Raw genomic sequence first — 24,867 nt, forward strand, 5'->3', positions numbered from 1 at the left:
CTGCAACAGATATTTTTTATTTCTCTCAAAAATCCGCCTAAATAGTTCCTAAACTCCCGTTTTTGGGCTTGATAACAAAAGATATCGTCAAATCTTTGACACCATCGATCAAAGCAGGGGCATTGCGGCGGGGGTTTTCTTTTTCCTTGCTCATCTTTTAACGTTATATGGTTGCCGACCAAGCACTATAAATCACTAATTTAGCCCGTATTCTTTGTTTAAGTCCCGTTATTTCTATGCCTTTAGGGGACTCGGGGGATCACTCTGAGGGTAGAGCCTGGTTAAGGCGTTGGCGAGTTAGATTGGATACAGATGGGGGAAAAACCAAAAGTTCTCTAAACTCCCCAAGCAGAAAGCTGTTAAGCATTTAAAGGGGGTATGAGCAAAAAGCCCAACGTTGTTTACACTTACGATCTTGTCTAAATCGTGACAGTGAATTGAAATAAGTGATTTAAATGCTCAACAGCTTAGCTCAAGTTTTCCAACCAGAGCATCTCCTACAGACAAAATTTTTTTGAAGAGTTGTGACGAAGATAATTATGAAACCTAACGAAGAAAATAGCTCTAGCCGTGAAATTCATCAAGAGGTTCACACAGATGCAAGTAACGGTCAGGTAAGGACAACGCGAACCACTACAAGTGTTCCGAGTACAACTGCGATGGCTTCTAAAGAAGCAGCTCATCACCAAGGTTACGTACAGGGTGAAATGGCGGAAAACCACCGTCAACTTGGAGTCCAAGAAGTCCGCGATAATCAGAATGCTGGTCGCGGGTTGCTGTTAGGTATTCTTCTTGCTTCTTTGACAGGCTTAGTTCTGGGCAGTGTATATTACTTCAATCGGAGTGAGGAGGCTCCTACTCCTACTGCTGCTCCTGTGATTGTTGTACCGAAAGCGAATCAGCCTTCAGCAACACCTGCTCCGACTCAGACTGTAGAGAGAGAAAAAACGATCGTTGAAAAGATTGTTCCGGTTCCGGTTCAACCATCTCCAGTTCAAAAGGCTACGCCGGCTCCTCAACCCAGTCCAGCTCAAAACGCAGCTCCGACTCCTCAAGCAAATCCGGCTCCGAATATCAATATTACGGTTCCAAACTCACAGCAGCAAGATGCACCCGCTCAGCAAGCAGCGCCGTCTCCATCTTCGCCGTCAAATAATACCAATACTGCGGTTCCGACTCCGCAGAATGAGCCAGCTTCCACTCCGCCAACTCCAGCACCTGAGAGTTTAGCTACTCCATCTCCAACTCAAGATGATGGTGCTTCTGGAGCAGGTACGAGCGGCGAAACCAATACCGAAACTAATACAGAAAGCCGGAGCGATTCTAATCCTACGGATACGGCTGTACCTAATAGCAACTCTGGTGCAGAGGGTGCCCCTGGTTCACAGCCCTAGAAGTTTGAGGTGAAATTATTCCGCCCGGGGTTCAAACCCCAGAGTCATAGCAAAAGTCCTTTAAAGAGGACTTTTTTTTATGGTTTAAATGGATATTTTTTCAATACATACCAAAATGAGCGGGACATAGAGAAAAAGTGAGGCGAAAATGGCTTCAAACCTAGATACAGATAGGCTTGTAGCTCTAATGGGCATAAATTTAGTATTGACAAAGGTTTCAGGAATTTTTAGGTCATCGACCTCTTTCTCTTGGGAGTGAGACGTTTTCAGACCCTTGAGCGGCCTGAAAATGTCTAAGTCCCACTAACAGAACATCGTGGCTGAACTCAAGAAACTAGGTTTCTCCGATCGCGAACCGATCGTGCAAACATTTGCTAACACATTCCTGGACGGAAAAACCCGGTTTCTTGAGGTAATTTGGTCATATACCCTCGAACCTGACAACGAGAAACCGGGTTTTTTGGGAAGCGTGCGTCCAAGATTGGCTAAGAAACAGTTTGGTGAGCTAATTTAACTTTCCCTAAAGCCATCTTCCTGCTGTCAAAGAGTTTCATAACCCCGGAGGAGATGGTGTCGATGACATCGGGAGAACAGTAAGACAGAAACTCTTCCGACGAAGTAGGGTCTGCAAAAAACTCTTGAGCTTTCTTCAAAAAGTTTTCTGTTTCAGCAAAGCCGATAGATTTGATAATAAACGTAGAAACCGGGGAGTTTTTAATATCATAGCGCGATTCTTGATTGCGTCCTATTTCTAGCAGGTCTAACACTTCTCGTTGCAACTGACTGTCTAGAGGATAGGCACTCGGTCGGTTGGGCAAGTAGTCCTCCAAAACAGAGGTTTTAAATCCTGGTGTGCGCAATTCTCCCATCATAGTTGAAAGCGGAATATCGCGCCCCAAACGGTAGGAAAGAGCTTCTAAAATGGCGATGGTAATTAGCTTGATCCCCAGATAAAGTTTAGCAACTTCGATATTTTTTCGAGTTATGGCAATCAGGTGAGCGTAGGTAGCATCGTCCGGCTCTTGCATAAACTGCTGGAAAACCAGTTCTGGTTTGAGGAACTTCAAAAATCCTTCCATTTTTTGCAGAGACCTGCGATATCCACCAACAGTATAGGAATTGGCATTCCCCAATTCGTGGTTGGTTTCTGGCATCAAGTTCCAAGTATTGTCTAAGAAGTTAGAGGAATTTGGAGAGGCAAAATTCTCTATATCCCGATTGGCTAACCTGACAGAACGCTTGACAATTTCAACGGTTTCGGCATCAGTCCATCCGAAATCAAAATCGCGATTTATACTTACCAACCGCTGGTGCAAAAGTTCGATCGCGCTCCAACCACTGGGCGAAACCGGACGAAAAGGAATAGTAGCCTCGATGCAAGCGGCGATTTGGGCGATCGTACTAGCTGGCAAAAAAGGCTCCAAAGATTTGGCAGCAATCACGGCACTCAAAAATTCGTTTTGGCCGCCAAACGGAGAGAGAGTCTTGCCGGGAACAAACCCAAAGACTGAGGCCACTAGCTGATACGTAGTATCGTCGGGCAGTTCGCTTTCATCTTTAATAACTAACTGCGATCGCACTTCTTTGACAAAAGGACAAAGGGCGCTACTAATATTGAAACTAACGCCCTGATCCACTTGCACGTATACAAGGTCGTGAAACAGCGCAGCCAGCACCTCGATCGGATCGACTGACCCCCCCACCTCAAAAATGTGTTCCGACGTGTGAAAGTAGCGCCAAGGCCCTCTCATCGTTTGAATGATTAGCTCGGCTATCTGCTCCAGCTTCGCAATGTCTACTCGACCTCCCAATTGCTCGATCGAGCTTACCAAGCCATCCAAACAGCGTTTTTGTTCTCCCAAAAGCTCCATTTACGCACCTCCAGTGCATTCCCTGATCGTCTTGCGCTTGATTGCATGGTATCAAAACCCGCTGCGATCGTGCTATGATTCGTGACTCAAAAATTGCTAATTTTAGGGTGAAATAGACTGAGGGGGGAGAGCAAGAGGGAGAGGGGGGGAGAGAGAAAGAGAGAGGGAGAGGGAGGGAGCATCTCAATCAAAGCAGCCCAGCTAGAAATTGGAGTTTTGAGGCTCTCTTGCTGCGAGGCTCTCTTGCTGCGAGGCAAGAGGCAGAAGGAAGGAGCCAGAAGAAGTGTTTTTACAAATATGATATGCTCCCGAGAGGGAGGGAGATAGGAAAATTAAATATTAACAATTCTGGATTTGTCGAGATGCGGGCCACCTGCCCGAGCTGTATCATAAATTACAGTAAATGTGACAAAAAATTGGTTAAGCCTTGATAAATTTTTGAATAATTTATGATGAATTTTTGACAAAAGCTGTGGGTGGGATTTACACCACCTTTAAGCTGCTGCGGTGTAAATACTGCGTCCGGCCTCTGAATCAGATTCCCAGACGTGCTGGTAAACTTCTTGACATTTCCCCTAATACGCTTCGATTGAGTAGCTTTCTGGCAGTCACTCTAAAATTTCTCCGATCGCCACTTTAAATGCTGCCTTGGTTTGCTGTCGCCTGCGCCAATCTCAAACTAATTTTTTTGAGTGAGGGTTGACAAAAGTTACTTTGCTACTTTCTTAATTTCGTGATTTTCTAGTTCGGTTAAAGTAATATTTGCTTTGTCAACAGGTCAATAATTGCTAATTATTCCTCTGCCAAATTCTCGAATATTGCCCGTTTATCTTCAAGGTTGAGTTCTTGGGCAAACTCCACCTAATCGGCAAAGAATATCTCCACCTTGCGGGATCTGCATTATATTCATCAACCATTTGCTGGAACTTGTCTGAGTAATTCATCCGGCTTTTTTTGAGGCGTAGCGTCGGGTGAATTGGCGGCTAATTATGCCTTTGAGTTTCTCAGTTGCGGTGTGTTTGTAACCCGATGCCAACTGGGCTTTGAGTCAGAAATTATTCCAGCATGAAGGTGGGTAAAATCTTCAAAGCTTCGGACTTCTGGAAACAGATTTCTGTAACAGCTACAATACTCATCAATCAATTTCAAAGTTTAATTAGGTTGGTCAGGTTTAACCATAGACCCAGCTCCGGTTTGAGATATTTTAGTCTATTAAACTCTGACGTTTTGTGACACAAAAGCGATACCACAAGAGTTTTGAGTTTTTTTATGTCGGGAGGGTTAGCGAGATCCCTCGCCAAGTCCAGCCCCAACCGATTTCTGTTTTAGCTGAATAGCCATTGCTGTGAGTGCCGACTTGCTGGGGGGTTCCGGCGTGAGGTGAGTGGCGCTACAGGGAATACCGCTGAGACTGCCACCTCCGTAGCACGGCAGTTCTAAGGGCGGGATTTTGGTTGGGTCAGGGGTAGCAACACCAATGCCTATCACCTGTCCCCACCGGTTAATGCAGGCACAAAGCGGTAAAGCTTTTCGAGTTGATCGACCGGATTTTTCTTGAAACCTTGAAGGTTGCCGTAGATATTGTCGATAGGTTTTTCCTCGCTGAGATAGAGTTGATTTATTATTTTGGCTTGACTTCGCCCTTGAGTGCATTTACTCAAAAAGTATTGCGGTTTTCAGGGTTATTCGCTAGAATAGCCAACCTGTCAAGTAAAAACATCCCACCAACGAGACAGACATTTCAGACATCCGCTTATGACCATTGCCTATACTCCGCCTTGGCTGCTGAACAACGGCATGTTAATGACGTTGTACACCGCATTAAAGGCTAGTCGCCGTTGGGAAAAGACGATCGCTGACCCAGAGCCCCCTTACCGAGAACACATCTTTACTGGTGCCTGTGGAGTCCCGATTTTCGGCTGGGTTGCCATCCCCGAAAATCCCCGATATACCATTGTCGGCACTTACGGCATTACTGGCGATCTGGATAATCAATGGTTTCTCAGGCTGCTAGGCCGTAAAGCCTATGCCCAAGGCTGTGCAGTGGTATTATTTGACTGGCGAGCTCACGGCAAAACTGCCCAACTCTCTCCCACCCTGACTTCTGATGGCCTGTACGAAGGCGAAGATTTCGTTCGGATTGCTGCCGCGGCTAAAGAAATGGGATGTCCCGCCCCTTTTTGGTTCACGGGTTATTCGCTGGGCGGGCAATTAGCCTTGTGGGCGGTAAAATCAGCTCAGACGATCGCAGATTGGGGGCCTGATTTAGGAATCGAAGAGTCAGAACTAGCAGGTGCGGCGGTGATTTGCCCCAGCTTGGACTCGAACCGTTCTCTGTCTTATCTGGTTAAAGATGAGTGGGGGAAATTTTTAGAAAAAGCAATCGCGCGACAGTTAAAAAAACTAGCAAAAAACATCGCCGCATCGCATCCGGGGGCGATCGATCCTGCCGCTATTAAACGCGCCAACAGCATTTGGGGCTTTGACCGCGAATTGGTAATTGGGCGGTTAGGTTTCTCCTCTGTGGAAGAATACTATGACGCTAGCAGCGCTCTACATATTTTGCCTCACCTCAAAAAACCCACTTTCATCCTTTATGCAGCAGACGATCCGATGTTTGACCCGGTGCTTGTCTCTGAGTTGCAAGCCATTAGCGCGAACAATCCAGCCTTAGAATTAGTGCTGACAGCCTACGGCGGTCATGTTGGGTATATCAGTAGTAAACGCTGTCAGCATCAATTTGCCGATCGCGATCGGTGGTGGGCATGGAATCGGATTTTACAGTGGTTCGATGCCTTGAGTGTTGATTGAGATTATCAGATAAAACCTGAACACTCCTCGGCAATAGTGGCCGGGAGGAAAGGATTAGGGGGTTTAATCGATCCAGTCCAGAACGTTAAAACTATTTCGCAAAAACACTTGACATTACTGCGAGATTTACAGCAGATTCCATGTATATATGGTACCCTGTATTGAGTACATAATTGAACACTTTTTAGTGCCAAATTTAGGGAAAGGTGCAGTAGTTGTTATGGATAATCTCCCAGCCCATAAGCTGGCAGCGATTGAACCACTGATTCAAGCCGCTGGTGCGAGTGTTCTGAATTTATCACCCCCCGACTCCTGACTTTAATCCAATCGAATTATGGTGGTCACAACTCAAAGCTTTTTTACGTAAGTTTTCGCCCACTACTACCAAGATGGTTGATATTTTACTAGCTACGGCGCTTGATTTGGTTAATCCACAGCACTTGAAAAACTGGTTTACAAGCTGCTGCTACTGTACTTCATAAACCTGGAATCCGCTGTATGAGAAAGTTGTCACGACCGAGAAAAGTATTTCTCTTAATCCTATAGAGGCTTATAAGCTCGAAAGTATGGGATTGATTTGCTTTGAGGGCGATCGCATTTTACCGCGTTGCGAACTCTACCGTATTTATTTTGCAAAACAGCTATCGGCAATTGTGTAATAATCCAGGTTTAAAACCACTCTTAATTCCCTGAATAATCGGCTTACAAGAGTTCAGTCATCCCATTAAAGTTTTTGCCAAATTATCTGTGCTGTTAAAAAATCACGCTTGAAGACTTGCTACAAGAAGCGACCTAAACAAATTACAGGTTGAGATTTTCCCAACCTGCACACACGCTGACTACAATTATTCGTATTTTAGGGTGCCTTCAGCGTTGACAATGTGAGCATCTAGCTCAAGCTCTGATGGATAATATGTATTTCCTCCGTCTGCTGGTTGACATTCAGCAACGAGTATTAATTGTCTGGTATTCAGCAACTGTGCTAGACCAGTATTCTTGCATGTTTTAGAAAAATCCTTATCACCCCAGGATAACTTTCCATCGTGGTTGCCAATGTATCGATTTAAGTCGATGGAGGTTTCCTGAGAATCGCCATTACTTTTTTTGCACTTCGTTGATAGGGTTGAACCATTAAGCTCTATGTTGTCTTTGTCACAGCTTAGGCTAAATTGACCTGTCGCCATCGCTTGATCAACAACAAAGTTAAGTGACATAACGAAAGCAAACAAAAAGACCATAGCAACTCTCAGTAGTAGCCAGACTTTCTTCATTGTCTATTAACCTCTTTTTTTTGAAATGTTTCTAAGTGTTTAGACTAAATGATTATTTGAGCTTTGTCAATAATTAAGGTTCAAACATGAGTGCGTAGAAAGTAGCCCGTCGTAGACATCGCATTTTACCGCGTTGCGAACTCTACGGCATTCCTGTTTGCCAAACAAAAGCGCGACAAGTATACAAACTTGGACGCTCTTCCAAGTGATTGAGGTCACAGCTTGACGTTGCGATCGCGTCCACCTTTCCCCTCTCCCCTATTCCCTACTCCCCATTCCCCTTTCCTCTGCCCTGTGATTCCCGCCTACAAGGTTATGCCTAATCTGGCGTTGTTGGCATAACCTTTTCACCGCGATCCTCAAATCTTGACAGTATTGACTGAATTTCCTGTAGCGCTTGCTCTACGGCTTCTAGGCGCTTGCGATTATTCCATTGCTGATGTCAGGTGGGACATCTTTCAAGCTACCACTCGCACAGGTCGATGTATCATCGCGGTGATTTCTCTTATCAGTAAATCTGTTGATAGGTGTCTATCTTGGAGAGCCAAAACCGGGAAAAACTACTATATTTACAGCACTTTTGGTGGTAAGTGAGGTACATAGCAGAGGTAGGGACACGGCTCTTGGAGTGTCCCTACAGTCCGCGATCGAGAAGCGGGTGTACTTCTATAAACGTGGAATCTGCTGTATCAAGGGTTTTAGGCGACTGCTGTCACGAATTGAACACCGTGCCGTGTCCCTACAAGGGCTGTAAATCTATTTTCAGCTTTTAGAGAGAGGTAAAAACTGGCCCGATCGCTACACTATGATTAACGAAGAACTCAGCAATTTGGGAGAAGAGGTGAATTGAAATTCGTGTCCGACCCGCGAATAACAGTCAAAATCCGCAAAATGAAAGAGCGGGTGCGGTGGCAAGAACAGTCGATCGTCAATCGGGGAATTGACCAAACTCGGATAGTTTTAGAAACTCCAACCACCGACTCTCCAGAGTTTTCGTTTTTAGTAGTAGGCGACAGCGGCACGGGCAACCACCGCGGCCACAATCCCCAGCGGCAAGTGGCCGAACTGATGCTCTCGGAGCGCGAAAATTGCCGTTTCCTCCTCCACACGGGCGATGTAGTTTATCTCGTCGGTTCCAGCGAATATTACTTGCAAAACTTTATTCGCCCCTACCGAGAATTTATAGTCGGCGGCGAGCATCCCTCCCGGATTGCCTACGATCGCATGGTGTTTAACTTTCCGTTTTTACCCGTACCGGGAAACCACGACTATTACGACTTGCCCATAGTTTACGGCATTCTGTCGGCGACAGCTTTGCCGCTGCGCCGGCTGCTGGGTTCCAAGTTGGATCTCGATGTCGGCTGGCACGGTTCCGATCGCGGAAATACCTACGCTAAAGCGTTTCTCGACTACCTCAAAGCTCACAAAATGCCGGGAGAGATCGATCGCCACCTAGACGCCCACTACACTGCCAGAACCAGCACCGGTCGCTGCCTCCGGTATCAACCCGGACGCTTTACCCGCTTACCCAACCGCTACTACACCTTCCGCAGCGGCGGTATCGACTTCTTCGCCCTCGACTCCAACACCTTCAACGAGCCCTTGCCGATCCCGAAAACCAAACAGGGCGACATTCGCCGCCAGAATTTGGAACTCGACCGGCAGAAGTTGGAACAAGAAAAATTGGCATTGCTCGAAATCTGCGCTCGGCTGAACCCCCTAATTATCGAGGAAGCCGAACAGCTAGACGACTTAGCCGCCAAATTAGAGCAAGTTGACGAAATCCTGATGGACATTGACAAACAACTGTCGCCCAACAAAACAGCTACAGACTTTGAACAGCTCGAATGGCTGAAAAAAAGACTGATTGCGTCTTGGGCTGATTCCGAGGTGCGGGGGCGGGTAATTTACCTGCACCATCCCCCCTACGTCACGGAGGCGACAAAGTGGAATCAAGCTCAAACTTTGGCGGTTCGGTTGCGATTGCGCGAGGTACTCGACGGGGTGGCCGATGCAGTTGGGGAGGCGGCGCGGGGGCGTCCGCTAGTAGATTTGGTGCTGACGGGCCACGCTCACTGTTTGGAATACCTGCGGACCGGGGATACCGGACACGGTGACTCTGGGATTAATTGGATTGTCTGCGGTGGAAGCGGTCACAGTCTGCGGCGCCAGCGCCCGGAAGGGCCGGTGTTGGAGGAAGTATTGAGTCCAGAAGCCGATCGGCTGGCGCGTGAGGGCGGGCGAGCGCAAACAGGCTCTCGGCGGATAGCGGAATCTTTGCTATTTGTCGGCCGCAGCGGTCAAGGTTCCCACAAACGCCGTCCTTATTCGTGTTTGCGGATTGATGTTCTCGATGGGTGTCCCCCGAAGTTCCGCATCCGACCTTTGGTTGTCGAACGATTTGAGGGGAAATGGCACGAGATCTCGATCGAACCTTTTGTGATTTAACTTTCGTTTTTCAGTAAGTCTCGATCCCCCTTAAAAAGGTGGACGCAAGTTAGTAGTGCGCCTAATAAGTTAGTAGGGTGCGGATTGCGCGCCCTACATAAATTAGTGCGATCGATATTTCCACAAAATCAACCTCACTTAATTCAGGACAAAAATTCCATGATTGCTAATTTAACCGCCACCGGCTGGGAAATTATTTACCACCGCGCCCACGCTTTGCTCGCGGCGCAACTTGGCGGACAGTGGAAGCGCTCGAAATGTCCGGTTCGCCTCTACGAAACCATAGCGGCTATTTCGCATCACGATGATTTGGAGAAAGAGTGGGAAGAAAATATTTTGACTGAAGCGGGTGCGCCCTTGGATTTTACATTGCAGACGGAAACCTCTGTGCCGAAAATTAAAGCCATGACGCAGAATGCCCTATATCGCGGTCGCTGGGTAGCCATGCTGATTTCTATGCACATGAGCTATCTCAACGAAGGCAAGCGGGGAGAGTCCAAGGAACTCGACGAGTTTTTGGACGAACAACTGGAAAATCAAAAAAAATGGCAAAAAGAGTTGCAAATTTCCGATAAAGATGCTAAAGCAGCTTATGCTTTTTTCCAGTGGTGCGATCGGCTATCATTAATTCTTTGCAGCCGCGAGTTACCCGCCGGAGAACGAGCTTTAGAAATTAGTGTCGGCCCGGACGGTAAGCGCTACGATATTGCACAGAACAGCAACGAACTTGTGACTGTAACTCCTTGGCCTTTTGAAGACGATAAGTTTACTGTTAACGTCGAAGCATGCCACTTGGATAAAGTCAAGTTCGACAGCAACCAGGAAATCAAGGAAGCGCTGCAAAAAGCTCCGCGCAAACTCTTAGAGTGGACTTTTGTCAAGTCTTAATTAAACCTTTGAAAAATAGGTGAGGGTTGTTGTGGGAGTTTGGCTGGCCTTGCATTTGTGTAAATTTAAGGTTAAAACCATGTCTAAATCAGGGTTATAGTTGAGTCTTGCTCCCCCCTAACCCCCCTCAATAAAGGGGAGTAGGGGGTGGGACAAGAACAATTAAAGTGGGTCTTATTAAGAGAGATTTAGGAGCATCGAAACTTCAATACAAAAAAAAATTGATGGTTTGAGTTCCGCCATTACCCATTACCAATTACCTATTACCACATATGAAACGTTCAGCCTGTCTAATTTTCAATCCTGTCGCCGGTAACAGCGACCCAGACCAAGACTTAGCTAGAATTCAGGAACTTTTAGAGCCTTTTATTGACTTAGACATTCGGCTGACAACCCCAGAAGTAGACGCAGATGACATTGCCCGCGAAGCAGTGGCTAGGGGAGTTGAGGCAATTATTGCTTCCGGGGGCGATGGCACATTATCAGCAGTTGCCGGCGCGATTGTGGGCACAAATATTCCTTTAGGAATTATTTCGCGGGGAACTGCTAATGCTTTTGCTAATGCTTTAGACCTTCCGAATACAATTGAAGCTGCCTGCGCCACTATTTTGGGAGGGTTGACGCGGGTGGTGGATGCCGGGATTTGCAACGGTGAAAGGCCGATGGTTTTGTTAGCTGGAGTGGGTTTTGAGGCGGAAACTGTCGAACTAGCCGATCGCGAAATGAAGAATCGCTGGGGAATGCTGGCTTACATTCTGTCGGGAATTAAACAGTTAAACAATTTAGAAAGATTTGAAGCCGAAATCGAAACCGAAGATAAAATTATCAGCCTGACTGCTGTCGCCGTGACAGTGGCGAATGCAGCGCCGCCTACTTCCATTTTAGCTCAAGGGCCTGCCGGGATTATTTTTGATGACGGCTTGCTGGACGTAACGCTGGTGGCGCCCGAGAACAAAGCTGGGGCGATCGCAGCTTCTTATCACCTATTGCAAACAGCTTTGAGCGGCAATGCTACGGATCGCGACGACATCGGTTATTTGCGGGCAAAAAAAGTAAAAATAAGTGCCGATCCTGCTCAAAAAGTGGTTGTAGACGGCGAAATCATCGGCATGACTCCAGTTTCTATTGAGTGCGTTCCGGGAGGTTTAACTATTTTTGTACCGCGAGTTGAAGAAGAGCCCCTGGTGGAAAAACTCACCGGTTTAGCGGACATCGAAATTACACTGAAACCCTTAAGTTAAAGTTGGCTGCGGCACAAAAGACCTCTTGCAAAAATAGGTTGGAACGGGCAAGATCCCCGTTCCACAAAATTATTTTTTCTGTGGAACGGGCAGGAGAACCCGTTCCAACATTTGACTAAAAGGACTTTTGCAAGATATCTCAAAAATAAGCAAGACCGCGCGGGCGGTCTTTTATTTTTAGGCGTCTAAGATTTGGCGAATTCGGCGCTCCAAACGTTCGAGATCGAGTCCGCCTTCATCGCGGCTGATCCGGCGCACGGTGACGTTAACATTGCTCAAATCTGCCAGCAAATCTTGCAGGATTTCTTGTTGCTGCCTGGCTTGAGTTATTTCGCGCGGTTCCTGCACCAAATCGCGAACGATTGTATCTTCGGCGCGCGAAGCAACGATCGGGTCTGCTTCGCCATCAACGTGCACGAAAGTGCGCCGACCCGGCCCCCGTTCTTCTTCAATTGGTATTACTGCTGTTACTCGATCGGAGCGTACATATTTGCCAAATCCCAGGTGGACTAAGACAGAAGATTGTATTTTCATAGATAGCAAGATTTATTTGTTAGTTATCTATATTTTAGCTTTTGCATTAGGATATAACAACTAATATCAGAGCTTTTTATACTACAATATATGTCATTTTCTCCTCTATTTTATTGTTGTCGCCTTGAGGAAAAAATGCTAATATTTTTGAGGGTGGAACTTGCGCGTGGAACCCAGAAACCGGGTTTTTCACGAAGAGATGCGTTCCAGCCAGCAGATTCGGTAAAAACCCGGTTTCTAGGAGCCGGAGCGCGTAAATCCTGTTAACATAAAAATAGAGCAGTTTGCGATCGCCCGCAGCGCATTTCAGGGACACAGCCTACCGATTTGAGATTTGAGCATTACGAACCCGGATAAACAGGAAGACCTCAATGATCCCAATTAGTCTCGACTTAGTTATCAGCCTCCTGACGGCAATTCCCTTCGGCACCGTAAAAGACAAGTTTCAGCGCAACGAAACTGTCATCAAACTCTTAAAAAGATTTAACCTCGACCCCGATGCGCCGCCTGCAGATTTTAGCGGAGTTTATGTTTATACTTTAGTAGAGTACGGCGCTGGCAAACCCAAGCAGATTTTAGAACTATTTCGCCAAAAAGAGATTGAATCAGCATTTCGCAAAGCTTTCGAGTCCGATAGCCCAGCCATTTTAATTCAAGCAGGCGATGACTTTCTCAACGAAAGTGCTTTGGGGCGGGAAATTCGAGATTTAGGCATTGACCCCAGACGGGAATTCATGGCATTTGCGGCCGTGTTTATGGAAGTCGCAAAGCGGACGCGGACGCTGGGAGATGTGATGGTGGGAAATGCGATCGCCTCTTTGCAAAAACGCCTATCTATGGTAATGGATCGCATCGAACGCCTCCCCACTATAGAAGGAATTCGCACCGAATTTGCACGGTTAGAAACCGAAGATTATCTGGCACTTCCCGCAGCAGCATCAACTAATATTCAAAAGTCTCAAGCCTTTATTTTATCGCAACAAGTTCGCGGGTGGTTTGAAACATTAAGTTATAAGTTTGAAACCTATCAAATCTCGGAAGATAACTATTTTGAATGGATTATCAATGTCCCGGTTAGACGCAATCGGTACGATCGCATTTTAGTGCGCGGAATTGCCGGAGAAGCGGGACTCAGAGACATCTTAGCCTTGCGCGAGTCGGTGGAAAAACAGCGCACTGATGAAGGATGGTTAGTCACCGCCCGCCGCATCAGTCGCGCCGCGCGGGATGAAGTAAAGAAAGCCGAAAATCGCGATCTAGCTTGCTATACCTTCGATGAATTGCTCGACCAAGATGCCGATTTTACGGCTTATCTGGATTGGCTAGAAACAGAAATTACCAGCCGAGGAATTGATACCAAATATGTGCCGCTAGCTTGTACAAAAGAAGAAATTGACCCCGATACTCAGCGCAAGATAGGCGTGAGTCATTATGACGGGCGAGATGGCTGGATCGAAGGTTATATTGACCTGTGGTTGAATGACCCAGTAAAAGAACATATTTCAGTTTTAGGAGAATTTGGAACCGGGAAAACTTGGTTTGCGATGCACTATGCTTGGATGGCGCTGCAACGCTACCGAGATGCTCAAAAGCGCGGCTTAGAACGTCCGCGTTTGCCGTTAGTAATTCCGCTGCGGGATTACGCCAAAGCAGTTAGTGTCGAGTCGCTATTTTCCGAGTTTTTCTTTCGCAAGCACGAGATACCTTTGGCGGGTTATTCGGCCTTTGAACAACTGAATCGCATGGGTAAATTTCTGTTGATTTTCGATGGTTTTGATGAAATGGCCGCTAAGTGCGATCGGCAAGAAACCATCAACAACTTCTGGGAACTAGCAAAAGCCGTCGTTCCCGGCGCAAAAGTCATCCTCACTTGCCGTACCGAACATTTTCCCGAAGGCAAGGAAGGACGGGCATTGTTCAATGCAGAACTGCAAGCATCAACAACCATTTTAACAGGCGAAACTCCCCAATTTGAAGTCTTAGAATTAGAGAAATTTAACGACGAGCAAATAGGGCAAGCGCTGTCATTTCAAACAGAAGCGGCGACTGTGGAAAAAGTGATGGGAAACCCGCAGTTATTGGATTTAGCACGTCGCCCGGTGATGACCGAGTTAATTTTGGAAGCATTGCCCGATATAGAAGCTGGAAAACCAGTAGATATGTCGCGGATCTATCTGTATGCGGTGCGTCGGAAGATAGAGAGAGATATCAAAGCAGAACGTACTTTTACTTCGTTAGCAGATAAGCTTTACTTTTTGTGCGAACTGTCTTGGGAAATGCTGTCTACCGACCAAATGAGCCTGAATTATCGCGGTTTTCCCGATCGCATCCGCAGCTTGTTTGGTTCCGTCGTCCAAGAGGAAAAAGACTTAGACCACTGGCACTACGACATGATGGGTCAAACGATGCTGATTCGCAATGCCGATGGCGATTATACTCCGGCGCACCGTTCGTTATTAGAGTTTTTTGTCGCTTATAAATTTGCAGCGGAATTGGGAGTTTTGGCCGCAGATTTTACCGAATTAGTAGCGCCGGAACAGTCTTGTGTCAACCCTGATGCAGAACCGCGATCGTACACTTGGTCAAATTATTGTCGGCTTCAGGCCCAGAAGAGAAATAACAACGAACTTATCGCGCCTTTGAAGGGATTTGTTGCTGAAGATTTGGGGCAACTTCGTCAAAGTTTCGGACAAGTGCCGCTGACGAAAGCAGTCATGGATTTGTTGTTGCCGATGGTTTCTGAAACCGGGGTTTTGCCTCTTATAGAAATTCTGGCCGCAACGCGAGGTAAAACTGAAACCGAAGTAGGTTATGTGGGAGGGAATGCGGCGACGCTGTTGTTAAAAAAGGACAAGACTGCTTTAGAAGGTAAAGACCTCTCTAGTGCCGTTATTTTAGGTGCTGATTTTACAAATGCGACACTGCACCACGTGAATTTTTCTGAAGCAAATTTGGCTAATTCTGCTTTTACTAAAGTCTTCGGTAGTGTGCGATCGGTAATATTTAGTCCAGATGGCAAACTGTTAGCTACAGGTGATAGTGATGGCGTAGTTCGCTTGTGGGAAGCTAGCAGTGGCAGAGAAATATTGACCTGTAAAGGACATACCAACGTGGTGGAGTCAGTCGCCTTCAGTCCTGACGGTGAGATATTGGCTAGCGCCAGTTATGACAAAATAATCAAGTTATGGGATGTCAAGAGTGGTGAATGTTTAAAAGTGTTGCACGGACATACCGAATCAGTAATGTTTGTCACCTTCAATCCTGAGGGAAATATACTCGCTAGTGGGAGTTTCGATCGCACGATAAGGTTATGGGATATCCGCAGGGGTGAATGCCTCAAAACTTTGCAAGACCATACTAAAGTTGTATTTTCAGTTGCTTTCCATCCTGCTGGCGACATACTTGCCAGTGGAAGCGGCGACAAAACAGTGAGGTTGTGGAATATCGGTAGCGGTGAATGTCTCAAAACTTTGCAAGGTCATACTAAAAACCTGTTTTCAGTGGCTTTCAATTCTACTGGTGAAATACTTGCTAGTGGAAGCGGTGACAAAACAGTGAGGCTGTGGAATATCGGTAGCGGTGAATGTCTCAAAACTTTTGAGGGACATTTGGATCAAGTACGGTCAGTAGCCTTCAGTCCAAATGGCGAAATACTCGCCAGTGGAAGTTACGATCAAACAGCAAAACTGTGGGATATCAAGACTGGTGAATGCTTGAATACTTTGCAAGGGCATTGTAATCAAGTAGGGTCAGTGGCTTTCCATCCTGCTGGTGAAATACTTGTTAGCGGTAGTTACGATCAAACGCTGAGGCTGTGGGCTATTAACAGCGGTGAATGCTTGAATACATTGCAAGGGCATAGCACTCAAGTAAGGTCAGTAGTCTTTAGTCCAAACGGTGAAATTCTTGCCAGCGGAGATGACGCACAAACAGTCAAGCTGTGGGATGTCAACACTGGTGAATGCCTTCAAATCTTGCAGGGCCATCTCGATCGGGTACATTTAGTTGCCTTTCATCCAAACGGTGAAATACTTGCTAGCGGAAGTTATGACCAAACGCTGAGGCTGTGGGATATTAGCAGTGGTGAATGCCTCCATACTTTGCTAGAGTGCGGCAAAGAAGTACGGTCGATCGCCTTTAGTCCTTCGGGTGAAATACTTGCCAGTGGTAGTTATGACCAAACGGTGAGGCTGTGGGATATCCGCAGTGGTGAATGCCTCAAAACCTCGCAAGGGCATAACAGTTCTTTATACTCGGTTGCCTTCAGTCCTTTGGGCGAAATATTTGCCAGTACAGGTTATGACGGAACGGTGAGGCTGTGGGATATCCATACTGGTGAATGCCTCCAAATCTTGCAGGGGCATACCGGTTGGGCACGCGCGATCGCCTTTAGCCAGAACGGTGAAATACTTGCCAGTGGAAGTATCGATCAAACAGTCAGACTGTGGGATATCAACAGCGGTGAATGCGTCAACATTTTTCACGGGCATACTGATTGGATACGTTCAGTTGCCTTTAGTTATTCTGGTGAATTAGTTGCTAGTGGAAGTGTCGATCACACGGTAAGATTATGGGATATTCGTACAGGTGAGTGTCTAAAAATTTTGCAATATCAAACCAGTAGAATTAACTCATTTGCCTTCAATTATGATGATAAACTGATTGCTACTTGCAGTCGGGATGGCACAATTATGATTTGGGAGATTGAGACTGGTGAGTGCCTCAAAATACTCAAAAGTGACAGACCTTATGAAAACATGAATATTGCAGGAGTTACGGGTTTAACGGAAGTTGAAAAAGCCACGCTCAAAGCTTTAGGGGCTGTTGAAAATTGATCGTCGCACAACAGAAGAAACTATGCAGTCAGCAATACGGATTACAACCAAAGTTCTTGCAGGAAATAAACTTGAAATTCAAGTGCCGCCTGGATCTGTGGGTGAAGAGGTTGAAGTGTTTGTGATTATACCAGAAAAGCCTCCGTGGCGGCCTAAAGTGTTGGAATTGCTTACAGAAATCCGCAGCCGTCATGTTTCCAGAACTGCTGAATAAATTGACCGGGAACTTCAAGAATAAAGAAACTACTGGAGCAGTTAAACCTAATTTATTCTATGGCAAATTCACTCAATTTTCGCATATTAGGAGGGTCAAAGCCAAGTACAATATCTTGTTTAGGAACTCCCAATTCTACGAGTTCTTTAGCAATACCCACCTCGGTTCCATCTTGCTGAATCCAGATTTTATTGTCCTTAATATCCAGGTGCAAAACCGGGCCGTAAATTCGCCGCTGATTGCGCCAGCCGACATATACTAATTGATAATGATCGCGCTCGACATCAAAGATAGTTTGAGCCTGAATGCGCTCATCCCAAACAAGACTAGCGTGTTGGGAGAGCAGATTTTGGATGTGCTGCCTGTAAAGGTCTACATTTGCCATTGTGCGATCGCCTCTTGCTCTATATCGTAAATCATCAAGTGAATTTGATTTTGTTGAACTAAAGACTGAATAAACCCGATTGTGAAAAAACTATCGTAGACATTACTGGGTACTGCCAGGTATAAAATACGGTCAGTTTCTTGTTGTTGTAAAGCGGCTCGATAACTAATGAATTGTCCTAAAGCTGTGTAAAATTGGGATATTTTGGATGGGCCAATAAAGCTTTTGATTTCAACGGCGATTTTCTGTCCGTCTTTTTCGGCCGCCACCACCTTTTCGGCACCCAAGTCGATGTAAAGTTCGAGAGCTCCTGCCTGTAAAGTGTACGGATCGTGAGTAATCTGCCATCCATCTTTCTGGAGAGCGATTTTAACGACTTCGTGAAAGGCATCTTTAGCAGGCATGGTTGTACTGACTCGTTGTGTTTAATATCTTGGGTAGTTGTTGTATTTTAAGTATATGCGCTATTCATCTAGAACATCACTGACCCACGGGCGATCGGAAACCGGGTTTTTTTCTATAATACTTCGTTGAGGCCAGCAGAAACGGCTAAAAACCCGGTTTCTAATGTACCTACTGACTAAACTGTTGAGCGTAGTAGGCAGCATATCGATCGCCCTTTTCGAGCAACTCCTCGTGTGTCCCAGATTCCACAATTCTGCCTTTTTCCAACACTAAAATGCGATCGGCTCTCCGCACAGTAGCCAAGCGGTGAGCGATAATAAACACCGTGCGATCGCGCATCAATCTTTCCAGCGCTTCTTGCACTAAACCTTCGGATTCCGAATCCAGCGCCGATGTCGCTTCATCCAAAATCAATATTCTGGGATCGAGCAAAACTGCACGGGCGATCGCAATTCTTTGTTTCTGTCCCCCAGATAAATTTACACCTCTTTCTCCTACCCAAGTTTGATAACCGTCGGGAAACTCACTAATGAATTGATGAGCGTTAGCAATCTCCGCAGCTTTTTGCACATCTTTCAGTTCATAATAAGATCGCCCAAAAGCGATATTTTGAGCAATTGTACCTGAAAACAAAATCGTTTCTTGCGGTACAATTCCGATTTGCCTCCGCAGAGTATTTAAGGTGACATCTTGAATATCAATACCGTCAATTAAAATCTGTCCCGCTTGCGGATCGTAAAATCTGGGTAACAAGTTTACTAAAGTAGTTTTACCCGCACCGGATGCACCCACGAGGGCAATCATTTCTCCGGGAAGCACCAGCAAACTCATGTTTTGCAGAATGGGTGTCTCTGAGTTATAGGCAAAATTAATATTGCGGTATTCGACTTTGCCTGTAACATGGGGAAGTTCGATCGCCCCCGGTTTTTCAACTACTGTTGGTTCAATTGCTAATAATTCAAAAATGCGATCGCTAGAAGCTTCTCCCTGCTTAAAATCTCCGTAATTAGCAGTTGTAATGGCGATCGGGTCAATTAAAAGTGCCACCCCTGCGATATAACTAATAAATTGAGTACCTGTGAGATTTCCTTGAGCAATTTGCCAACCTCCCAGGAAAAAGAGCAAAATCACGCTCATCGCTTCCAGAAAGCCAACTACCACGAACTGAAGTGCTTTTACTCGTTCCGACAGATACTTAGCGCGGCGGTTTTGTTCAGCTTCTTCTGCAAAGCGGGCAATTTCGTAGTCTTCCGCCACAAATGCTTTGATTAAACGAATGCCGCTGAATACTTCTGTCAGCAAAGCGGATAAATCAGAGATGCGATTTTGACTTTGGCGCGAGTAACTCAGCAGTCTCTCGCCAAACCAGCCAATTAAGATAGCCATCAGCGGTGCAATAATTAATGCACCCAAAGTTAATTGCCAGTTGAGATAAATCATATATCCCAGAACCGCAATTAGCTGCAAAACACAAGGAATAAACTGATGAAAAAATTTGTTTACGACTTCGCCAATGCGGTCAATATCTTCGGTGAGGCGGTAGGATAAGTCTCCGGTTTTGGCAGTTTCAAAGTATCCGAGATTGAGTTTTTGCAGGTGGGAGTAGACTTTTTTGCGGAGTTCTAAAGCAATAGTCAAAGCTGCTTTTGCCATCAGCGTATCTTGACCGTACTGGGCTGTACCGCGAAGTAGAAATATAATGGCGCTGAGTGCAGCAATTTGAGCGAACCCTTGTAAATCTCCTTTACCTATAAATTTGGCTGTTTCGCCAACCAGCCACGCTATAATCGGCCAAAATACGGTAAATACTACGGTGCAAGCTAATGCTTTACCGATGGTGTGTTTTTGGGGACGGAGGTAGGGTAAGATTTGCCAGTATGTCGATCGAGTTTTCAAGATATTTGGCCCTCGCAAATTCTGTTTTTGGGGATCTCTGCAAGAATATTCAAACTTCGATCCCCCCCAACCCCCCTTAGTAAGGGTGGCACAAGATTATGATTATTCAAAGTCCCCATTTTTAAGGGGCATGCGAGGGGGATCTCTGCGTAAGTCATAGAGATATCTGAGCCTGAATATGATATCAGCGATCGGGCAAATCTCAACAATCATTCTTCACCGAAAGCATCCGGGATACAAAGCCCCCGGATTCATCCGTGCGGTTAATTGTCCAATTCTTCAATCTAAAATCTAAAATCTAAAATCTAAAATCATTCCTGACCGTCTGCATGAGTAGCCTGTACCTTAGCCCCCGCGACAACTGCGCCCCGAAAAGTGGCTGACTGTCCGGGTGCAAGAGTAACTGGTTCAGCGTAGATAAATCCGTTGTCAATTAAATTGCCTGACTCGTCCAACACTTCATAATTGACTTTGATATTCTTGATTATTTTGCATCCTTGATTAAGGACTTGACCGCTGAAAAAGTTGCCGTCATAATTTGCCGCCGCAATTGACACTTGGGCAGCAATATTGGAACCGGGAATGCAAGTTTGGGAAGTTCCAGAGGCTGGCTGTTTCTCGCACAACTTGCCCAAGTCTACTGTTTTGCCGTCGGGGGTTTTGATGTAGCAAAACGGCTCATCAACTGATGAGTTTTGAGTAATTGTATTTGTAGAGTCTGCAAGCAAAGGGCGAGCTGATATCGGCGAGATTAGCAAACTTGATAAGGCTACTGTTAAATGTAAAATATTCATATTTTTTTCGGAAATATCTGAAATTAATTGTACAAGATAATTTACATAAATTTACGCTTGCATATCTATACGTAGGGTGCGTCGCGCTCCCGTTGCGCTGTGCTATGATAAGACATCAAACTTTAAACAGTAAAGTCATGGTCGCGACTCAAGATAACCCAAAACAAAAAACGGTAGAACTGACCGTCACTTGGGAGAAGTTGCCAGACGACTTCCAATTAGAAGAAAAACCAGTGGAGAACACAGGTCAACCCCTAATTGCTGGAGCACTGCGAGAAATCTTAGAACTGAGAGGATTTATCGGGCCACAAATGCTGATAGCCAGCAATTTTGGGATTTGCGCTACTGTCAACGGCGAGTTAGTAATCAAAGCACCAGATTGGGTTTATGTACCGTCGGTACTGCCCGCCGAATCGAGAAGAGACCGCAAAAGTTATACCCCAAACTTGGAAGGAGAAATTCCAACCATTGTCATGGAATTTTTGTCGGAAACAGACGGCGGCGAATATTCTGTCAAACGTACTTTTCCTCCGGGAAAGTGTTTTTTTTACGAACAAATTCTGCAAGTACCAACTTACATCATTTTTGACCCAGAAACTGGCTTGCTGGAAGTCTATCGCTTGCAAAATGGCAAATACGAATTAGAATTTCCCGACGCGGAAGGTCGCCACTGGATGCCAGATATTGGTTTGTATTTAGGAACGTGGCGGGGGGAGAAAGAACAGCGTTCAGGCTATTGGTTGCGCTGGTGGGATGAAGCAGGAAATCTGCTTTTATGGGGTGTAGAACAGTTAGCAGCAGAACGCCAGCGGGCCGATCGCGAACGTGAACGGGCCGATCGACTGGCTGAATATTTGCGCGATCGGGGAATTAACCCGGACGAGATTATTTGATAAATTGTACGCCATAAGCTGTTGGGCATCTAAATTGTATTTTTGGGCGTTGCTCAAAGCCCACCCCACAAGAATTAGATGCACGGGCTAGGAGCAACGGCAAACAAGAATTAGATGTACACCTTACGAGATTATCTAATACTCGGCTTCGTATTCCCAAGATTCCGCGCTCCGGGAACTTTCCGGCTGGGACTGGGACTGTTCAAACTGCTTGCAATTCGAGTATTCAAAGCATCAGCAGAAGGTATCAAACCCAAGTCTTGCAAAATTTCAACAGCCGCCCTTTGTCCAGTTTCGCAACCGCCTTCCATGTAACCTCGATTTTCCAGCGAAGTGTGTTCCCCGGCAAAATATAAGTTCCCAACTCGTTCGCCTTCAACGCCGTGCATTTGCGTCCACTGTCCGACTAAATAACAGGAATAAGAACCTTTGAAAAAGCGTTCTCCCGGCCAATAAGCTCGCACAGCTTTGCCCGATCGCAAATTTCTCACTCCGGGAAAAACTCTTTCAAATTGGTTCAAAAATCTTTGTGCTTGGTCTTCAGGAGTTCCGGCACCGATCGACAAACCCTGCTTTCCTCCTGTTAAATTAGTTATCAAACCGTTAGGAGTAGGAGCGAAAGGCGTAGATTCCCAGGTATTTTGGAATCCTAAATCGCTATAAACAGAAGCAGTCGATCGATAAAGTTCCCGCCAAATTCGGCTGCGGTAGCCGGTAACTAACTTAGAATTAGTACCGTAACCCAACTGCTCGATCGCCCTGCGCTTTGGTTGCGGCAAAGGTACGTTAATTTTAACGTCTCGCAGAGTGCTGAACGGCAAAGTTAACAAAACTCGCTCGTAAGTGCGCTCGAACGCGCTTAGTCCCGATCGCAAATTTACCCGATAGCGCCCATCCGGCAAAAGAGTAATCGCTTCCAAAACCGTCCCCGCCTCGATCGAACCAGACAATTGACCCGCCAAACTGTTGATAATTTGACTGTTGCCCCCGTCTATTTGATAGCGCTTGTCGCTGTTACCGTACAATCCAAAACTGCCAGTTGCAGAACTGATTAAAAACAGCAGATTTAACGCCGACTGTTCTTCGGGATCTCGACCGTATTCCACCGTGTAAGCAATGCGGAGTAACTGCCGGACAATCGTGCTAGTATCAGCTTGGTCTACATATTCAGCGATCGAAAGATTGTCCAATCTTTCCGCTGCTTCCGTAAAATTTTGATAGCTAATATTATCTCCAATAGCCCGCAAATCAGCGCTAATTTTACTCGCTAGCGGCGCAAATTCTGCGGTTAATTGTTCGAGAGAAAATCGTCGCCCTTGCAAGAAAAAAGTATCCTTAACCAGTCCCCGCTGCACGTCAACTAAGTCGATCGCCCGCAAACCCAATTCCGTCGCCAGCGAGATTAAATTAGTATGACCGCTGTCAATAAATTCTCCCCCCAATTCCGCCGGAATCAGCGTTCCAGCCACCTTGGGAACCGTGCGTATCCGCCCCCCCACGCGGTTCGCTGCCTCGATTATATCGGCGCGCACGCCCGCTTGGCGCAAGCGATAGGCCGCCGTCAAACCCGCAATCCCCGCACCCACAACCAAAATCGGGGATCGCCCGCCCTGTTGAGCAAAAGCTCCCCCTCCCTCCCTGGTAAAAGTCGCTGCTGCGACAGCCCCCGCAGCAGCTAAGCCCCCGTGCAGCAAGCTACGCCTAGATATGGGAGAATTGGGAATGCCATCGCTCAGCATCCCCAGCAGTTCCTCAGCCGGAATGCCCGTTTCCCTTGATTTCTGGGCAATACTCGCAGCGCGGCGCAGCATTGCCATCAGTCCTGATTTAGCCATAATTAAGACACCCTCACAAAACAAAACTTTGATGTAAACTGGATTCTCGATCGTGCAATTTCCAGACTAAAGTCCAGAGAGATTTTTTTAATAATGCTAACCCTCAGAACACTGTTCGACAGCAAATTTTATCTCGAAAACAACCCAGATGTCGCCGTAGCAGTTGCCAGAGGCACGGTATCGAGTCCCTTCGATCACTACCGAAAAATTGGTAAATTTGAAAATCGCGACCCGAATGCCCTGTTCGACGCCAGCTATTATTTAGACACCAATACAGATGTAGCGGTATCAGCCAAACTCAACGGCTTTTCAGCAGCCGATCACTTTATTAGATTCGGTCAATTTGAAGTTCGCAGCCCCAACCCTTTTTTCGATGTTGGTTTCTATCTAGCAAGCAACCCAGACATTCAGACAGCAGTCCAAACAAATCAATTTACCCCTTTTGAACACTACTTCAAAGCAGGTCAATTTGAAAACCGCAAACCCAGCGTTTTCTTCGATCCCAGCTTTTATCTAGAAAAATATCCGCTGGTAGCAGCAGCAGTGACAAACGGCGCAGTTAAAAGCGCGATCGACCACTACATTCAATTCGGTCAACAAGAAGGACTGTTGAGCACTCTCCCCGATCCCGCCGACAACTTGAACGCAGCAAAAAACCTAGGCATTCTGGGAGAAATTCAAACTGCGAGCGATTTTGTAGGCACTGCTGAACCCACCGATATTTACAGTTTCATCCTCAATACTCCCAGCCTTTTCAGTGTAACTGTGGACGCTTTGAGTGCAGATGTTGATGTAGAATTAATTCAGGATTTGAACGGCAACGGCGCAGTTGGATTAGAGGATATTATTGCTTCCTCTAACAATTTAGGCACGTCTTCAGAAACAATTGTCAGCAATGGGCCTTTACCTGCGGGGACTTATTTCGTCCGCGTTTCTCAATTTCAAGGCGATACAAATTATGAGTTGAGATCGCTATCGGCTCCCTCAGCAATACCGCCCCAAACTTAAAATCAAATTAACTTACAGCAGATTCCACATTTATAAAGTACACCCGCCTATAGTGAGCTTCCCCGTAGGGACTTAGGCACTCGCGGTGTCCCTACAATTCACAAACCTGGAATACGCTGTATATAGCAAGCCTAAATCCCTCAA

Annotated in this window: 21 protein-coding genes; 11 read left to right on the forward strand and 10 right to left on the reverse strand. The window is 46.2% G+C overall.

All coding sequences use genetic code 11. From position 1 onward, the window contains the following. Positions 1 to 539 precede the first annotated feature (539 nt). Both QUA80_RS06885 and QUA80_RS06890 read left to right on the forward strand, forming a co-directional pair. Positions 540 to 1,394, forward strand: coding sequence for a hypothetical protein (locus QUA80_RS06885; protein ID WP_333422622.1), 855 nt, complete (start codon positions 540 to 542; stop codon positions 1,392 to 1,394). A gap of 316 nt (positions 1,395 to 1,710) precedes the next feature. Continuing rightward, positions 1,711 to 1,908: a hypothetical protein gene (locus QUA80_RS06890; protein WP_333422624.1), complete on the forward strand. Its 198-nt coding sequence runs from the start codon at positions 1,711 to 1,713 to the stop codon at positions 1,906 to 1,908. Here the strand turns inward: QUA80_RS06890 and QUA80_RS06895 are convergent. The 3 genes from QUA80_RS06895 to QUA80_RS06905 all read right to left on the reverse strand — a co-directional run bounded on the left by QUA80_RS06895 (position 1,880) and on the right by QUA80_RS06905 (position 4,926). Further along, positions 1,880 to 3,265 (reverse strand): hypothetical protein, encoded by a 1,386-nt coding sequence (locus QUA80_RS06895; protein WP_333422626.1) that lies wholly within the window; start codon positions 3,263 to 3,265, stop codon positions 1,880 to 1,882. The two genes, QUA80_RS06890 and QUA80_RS06895, sit on opposite strands and share 29 nt — an antisense overlap. Before the next feature lie 1,281 nt (positions 3,266 to 4,546). After that, positions 4,547 to 4,753, reverse strand: a complete 207-nt coding sequence (locus QUA80_RS06900; protein WP_333422628.1) for a hypothetical protein — start codon at positions 4,751 to 4,753, stop codon at positions 4,547 to 4,549. After that, a complete protein-coding gene (locus QUA80_RS06905; RefSeq protein WP_333422630.1) occupies positions 4,750 to 4,926 on the reverse strand; it encodes a hypothetical protein in 177 nt (58 codons plus the stop codon). The genes QUA80_RS06900 and QUA80_RS06905 overlap by 4 nt, the downstream gene beginning before the upstream one ends. A gap of 94 nt (positions 4,927 to 5,020) precedes the next feature. Here QUA80_RS06905 and QUA80_RS06910 point away from each other — a divergent pair, with 94 nt between their 5' ends. Beyond that, a complete protein-coding gene (locus tag QUA80_RS06910) occupies positions 5,021 to 6,076 on the forward strand; it encodes an alpha/beta fold hydrolase (RefSeq protein WP_333422632.1) in 1,056 nt (351 codons plus the stop codon). Positions 6,077 to 6,570: 494 nt separating this feature from the next. Then, positions 6,571 to 6,735: an AAA-like domain-containing protein gene (locus tag QUA80_RS33720; RefSeq protein WP_445302211.1), complete on the forward strand. Its 165-nt coding sequence runs from the start codon at positions 6,571 to 6,573 to the stop codon at positions 6,733 to 6,735. Positions 6,736 to 6,921: 186 nt separating this feature from the next. Here QUA80_RS33720 and QUA80_RS06915 read toward each other — a convergent pair whose 3' ends face one another. Next, positions 6,922 to 7,347, reverse strand: a complete 426-nt coding sequence (locus QUA80_RS06915) for a mannose-binding lectin (RefSeq protein ID WP_333422635.1) — start codon at positions 7,345 to 7,347, stop codon at positions 6,922 to 6,924. Positions 7,348 to 8,202: 855 nt separating this feature from the next. On the opposite strand from QUA80_RS06915, the gene QUA80_RS06920 reads away from it, so the two are divergent. From QUA80_RS06920 to QUA80_RS06930, 3 genes are all read left to right on the forward strand, one after another. Then, positions 8,203 to 9,795 carry a metallophosphoesterase gene (locus QUA80_RS06920; protein ID WP_333422688.1) on the forward strand — a complete coding sequence of 531 codons (1,593 nt, stop codon included), beginning with the start codon at positions 8,203 to 8,205 and terminating at the stop codon, positions 9,793 to 9,795. A gap of 159 nt (positions 9,796 to 9,954) precedes the next feature. Then, positions 9,955 to 10,683 carry a DUF3891 family protein gene (locus QUA80_RS06925; protein ID WP_333422637.1) on the forward strand — a complete coding sequence of 243 codons (729 nt, stop codon included), beginning with the start codon at positions 9,955 to 9,957 and terminating at the stop codon, positions 10,681 to 10,683. Between the two features lie 272 nt (positions 10,684 to 10,955). Beyond that, entirely contained in the window at positions 10,956 to 11,924 is a 969-nt protein-coding gene (locus QUA80_RS06930; RefSeq protein ID WP_333422639.1) for a YegS/Rv2252/BmrU family lipid kinase, read from the forward strand. Positions 11,925 to 12,101: 177 nt separating this feature from the next. Here the strand turns inward: QUA80_RS06930 and QUA80_RS06935 are convergent, their stop codons facing one another. After that, a complete protein-coding gene (locus QUA80_RS06935) occupies positions 12,102 to 12,458 on the reverse strand; it encodes a hypothetical protein (protein WP_006631047.1) in 357 nt (118 codons plus the stop codon). A 371-nt stretch (positions 12,459 to 12,829) separates the two neighbouring features. On the opposite strand from QUA80_RS06935, the gene QUA80_RS06940 reads away from it, so the two are divergent. Both QUA80_RS06940 and QUA80_RS06945 read left to right on the forward strand, forming a co-directional pair. After that, complete coding sequence (locus QUA80_RS06940) at positions 12,830 to 17,293, forward strand: WD40 domain-containing protein (protein ID WP_333422641.1); 4,464 nt, start codon at positions 12,830 to 12,832, stop codon at positions 17,291 to 17,293. A 22-nt stretch (positions 17,294 to 17,315) separates the two neighbouring features. Beyond that, positions 17,316 to 17,507, forward strand: coding sequence for a hypothetical protein (locus QUA80_RS06945; protein ID WP_333422643.1), 192 nt, complete (start codon positions 17,316 to 17,318; stop codon positions 17,505 to 17,507). 52 nt (positions 17,508 to 17,559) lie between these two features. On the opposite strand, the gene QUA80_RS06950 is transcribed toward QUA80_RS06945, so the two are convergent. From QUA80_RS06950 to QUA80_RS06965, 4 genes are all read right to left on the reverse strand, one after another. Continuing rightward, positions 17,560 to 17,892: a XisI protein gene (locus tag QUA80_RS06950; protein WP_333422644.1), complete on the reverse strand. Its 333-nt coding sequence runs from the start codon at positions 17,890 to 17,892 to the stop codon at positions 17,560 to 17,562. Then, on the reverse strand, positions 17,880 to 18,296 hold the full coding sequence (locus QUA80_RS06955) for a XisH family protein (RefSeq protein WP_333422646.1): 417 nt from the start codon (positions 18,294 to 18,296) through the stop codon (positions 17,880 to 17,882). Before QUA80_RS06955 ends, QUA80_RS06950 begins: the two co-directional genes overlap by 13 nt. A gap of 169 nt (positions 18,297 to 18,465) precedes the next feature. Then, on the reverse strand, positions 18,466 to 20,193 hold the full coding sequence (locus QUA80_RS06960) for an ABC transporter ATP-binding protein (RefSeq protein ID WP_333422648.1): 1,728 nt from the start codon (positions 20,191 to 20,193) through the stop codon (positions 18,466 to 18,468). Between the two features lie 311 nt (positions 20,194 to 20,504). Further along, positions 20,505 to 20,987, reverse strand: coding sequence for an FxLYD domain-containing protein (locus QUA80_RS06965; RefSeq protein WP_333422650.1), 483 nt, complete (start codon positions 20,985 to 20,987; stop codon positions 20,505 to 20,507). A gap of 137 nt (positions 20,988 to 21,124) precedes the next feature. Here QUA80_RS06965 and QUA80_RS06970 point away from each other — a divergent pair, with 137 nt between their 5' ends. Beyond that, complete coding sequence (locus tag QUA80_RS06970) at positions 21,125 to 21,880, forward strand: Uma2 family endonuclease (protein ID WP_333422652.1); 756 nt, start codon at positions 21,125 to 21,127, stop codon at positions 21,878 to 21,880. A gap of 131 nt (positions 21,881 to 22,011) precedes the next feature. On the opposite strand, the gene QUA80_RS06975 is transcribed toward QUA80_RS06970, so the two are convergent. Further along, positions 22,012 to 23,715, reverse strand: a complete 1,704-nt coding sequence (locus tag QUA80_RS06975; protein WP_333422654.1) for an NAD(P)/FAD-dependent oxidoreductase — start codon at positions 23,713 to 23,715, stop codon at positions 22,012 to 22,014. A gap of 93 nt (positions 23,716 to 23,808) precedes the next feature. Here QUA80_RS06975 and QUA80_RS06980 point away from each other — a divergent pair, with 93 nt between their 5' ends. Then, positions 23,809 to 24,723, forward strand: coding sequence for a PPC domain-containing protein (locus QUA80_RS06980; RefSeq protein ID WP_333422656.1), 915 nt, complete (start codon positions 23,809 to 23,811; stop codon positions 24,721 to 24,723). Positions 24,724 to 24,867: the final 144 nt, after the last annotated feature.

The organism is Microcoleus sp. F4-D5 (genome assembly GCF_036704885.1).
Taxonomy (GTDB): Bacteria; Cyanobacteriota; Cyanobacteriia; order Cyanobacteriales; family Microcoleaceae; genus Microcoleus.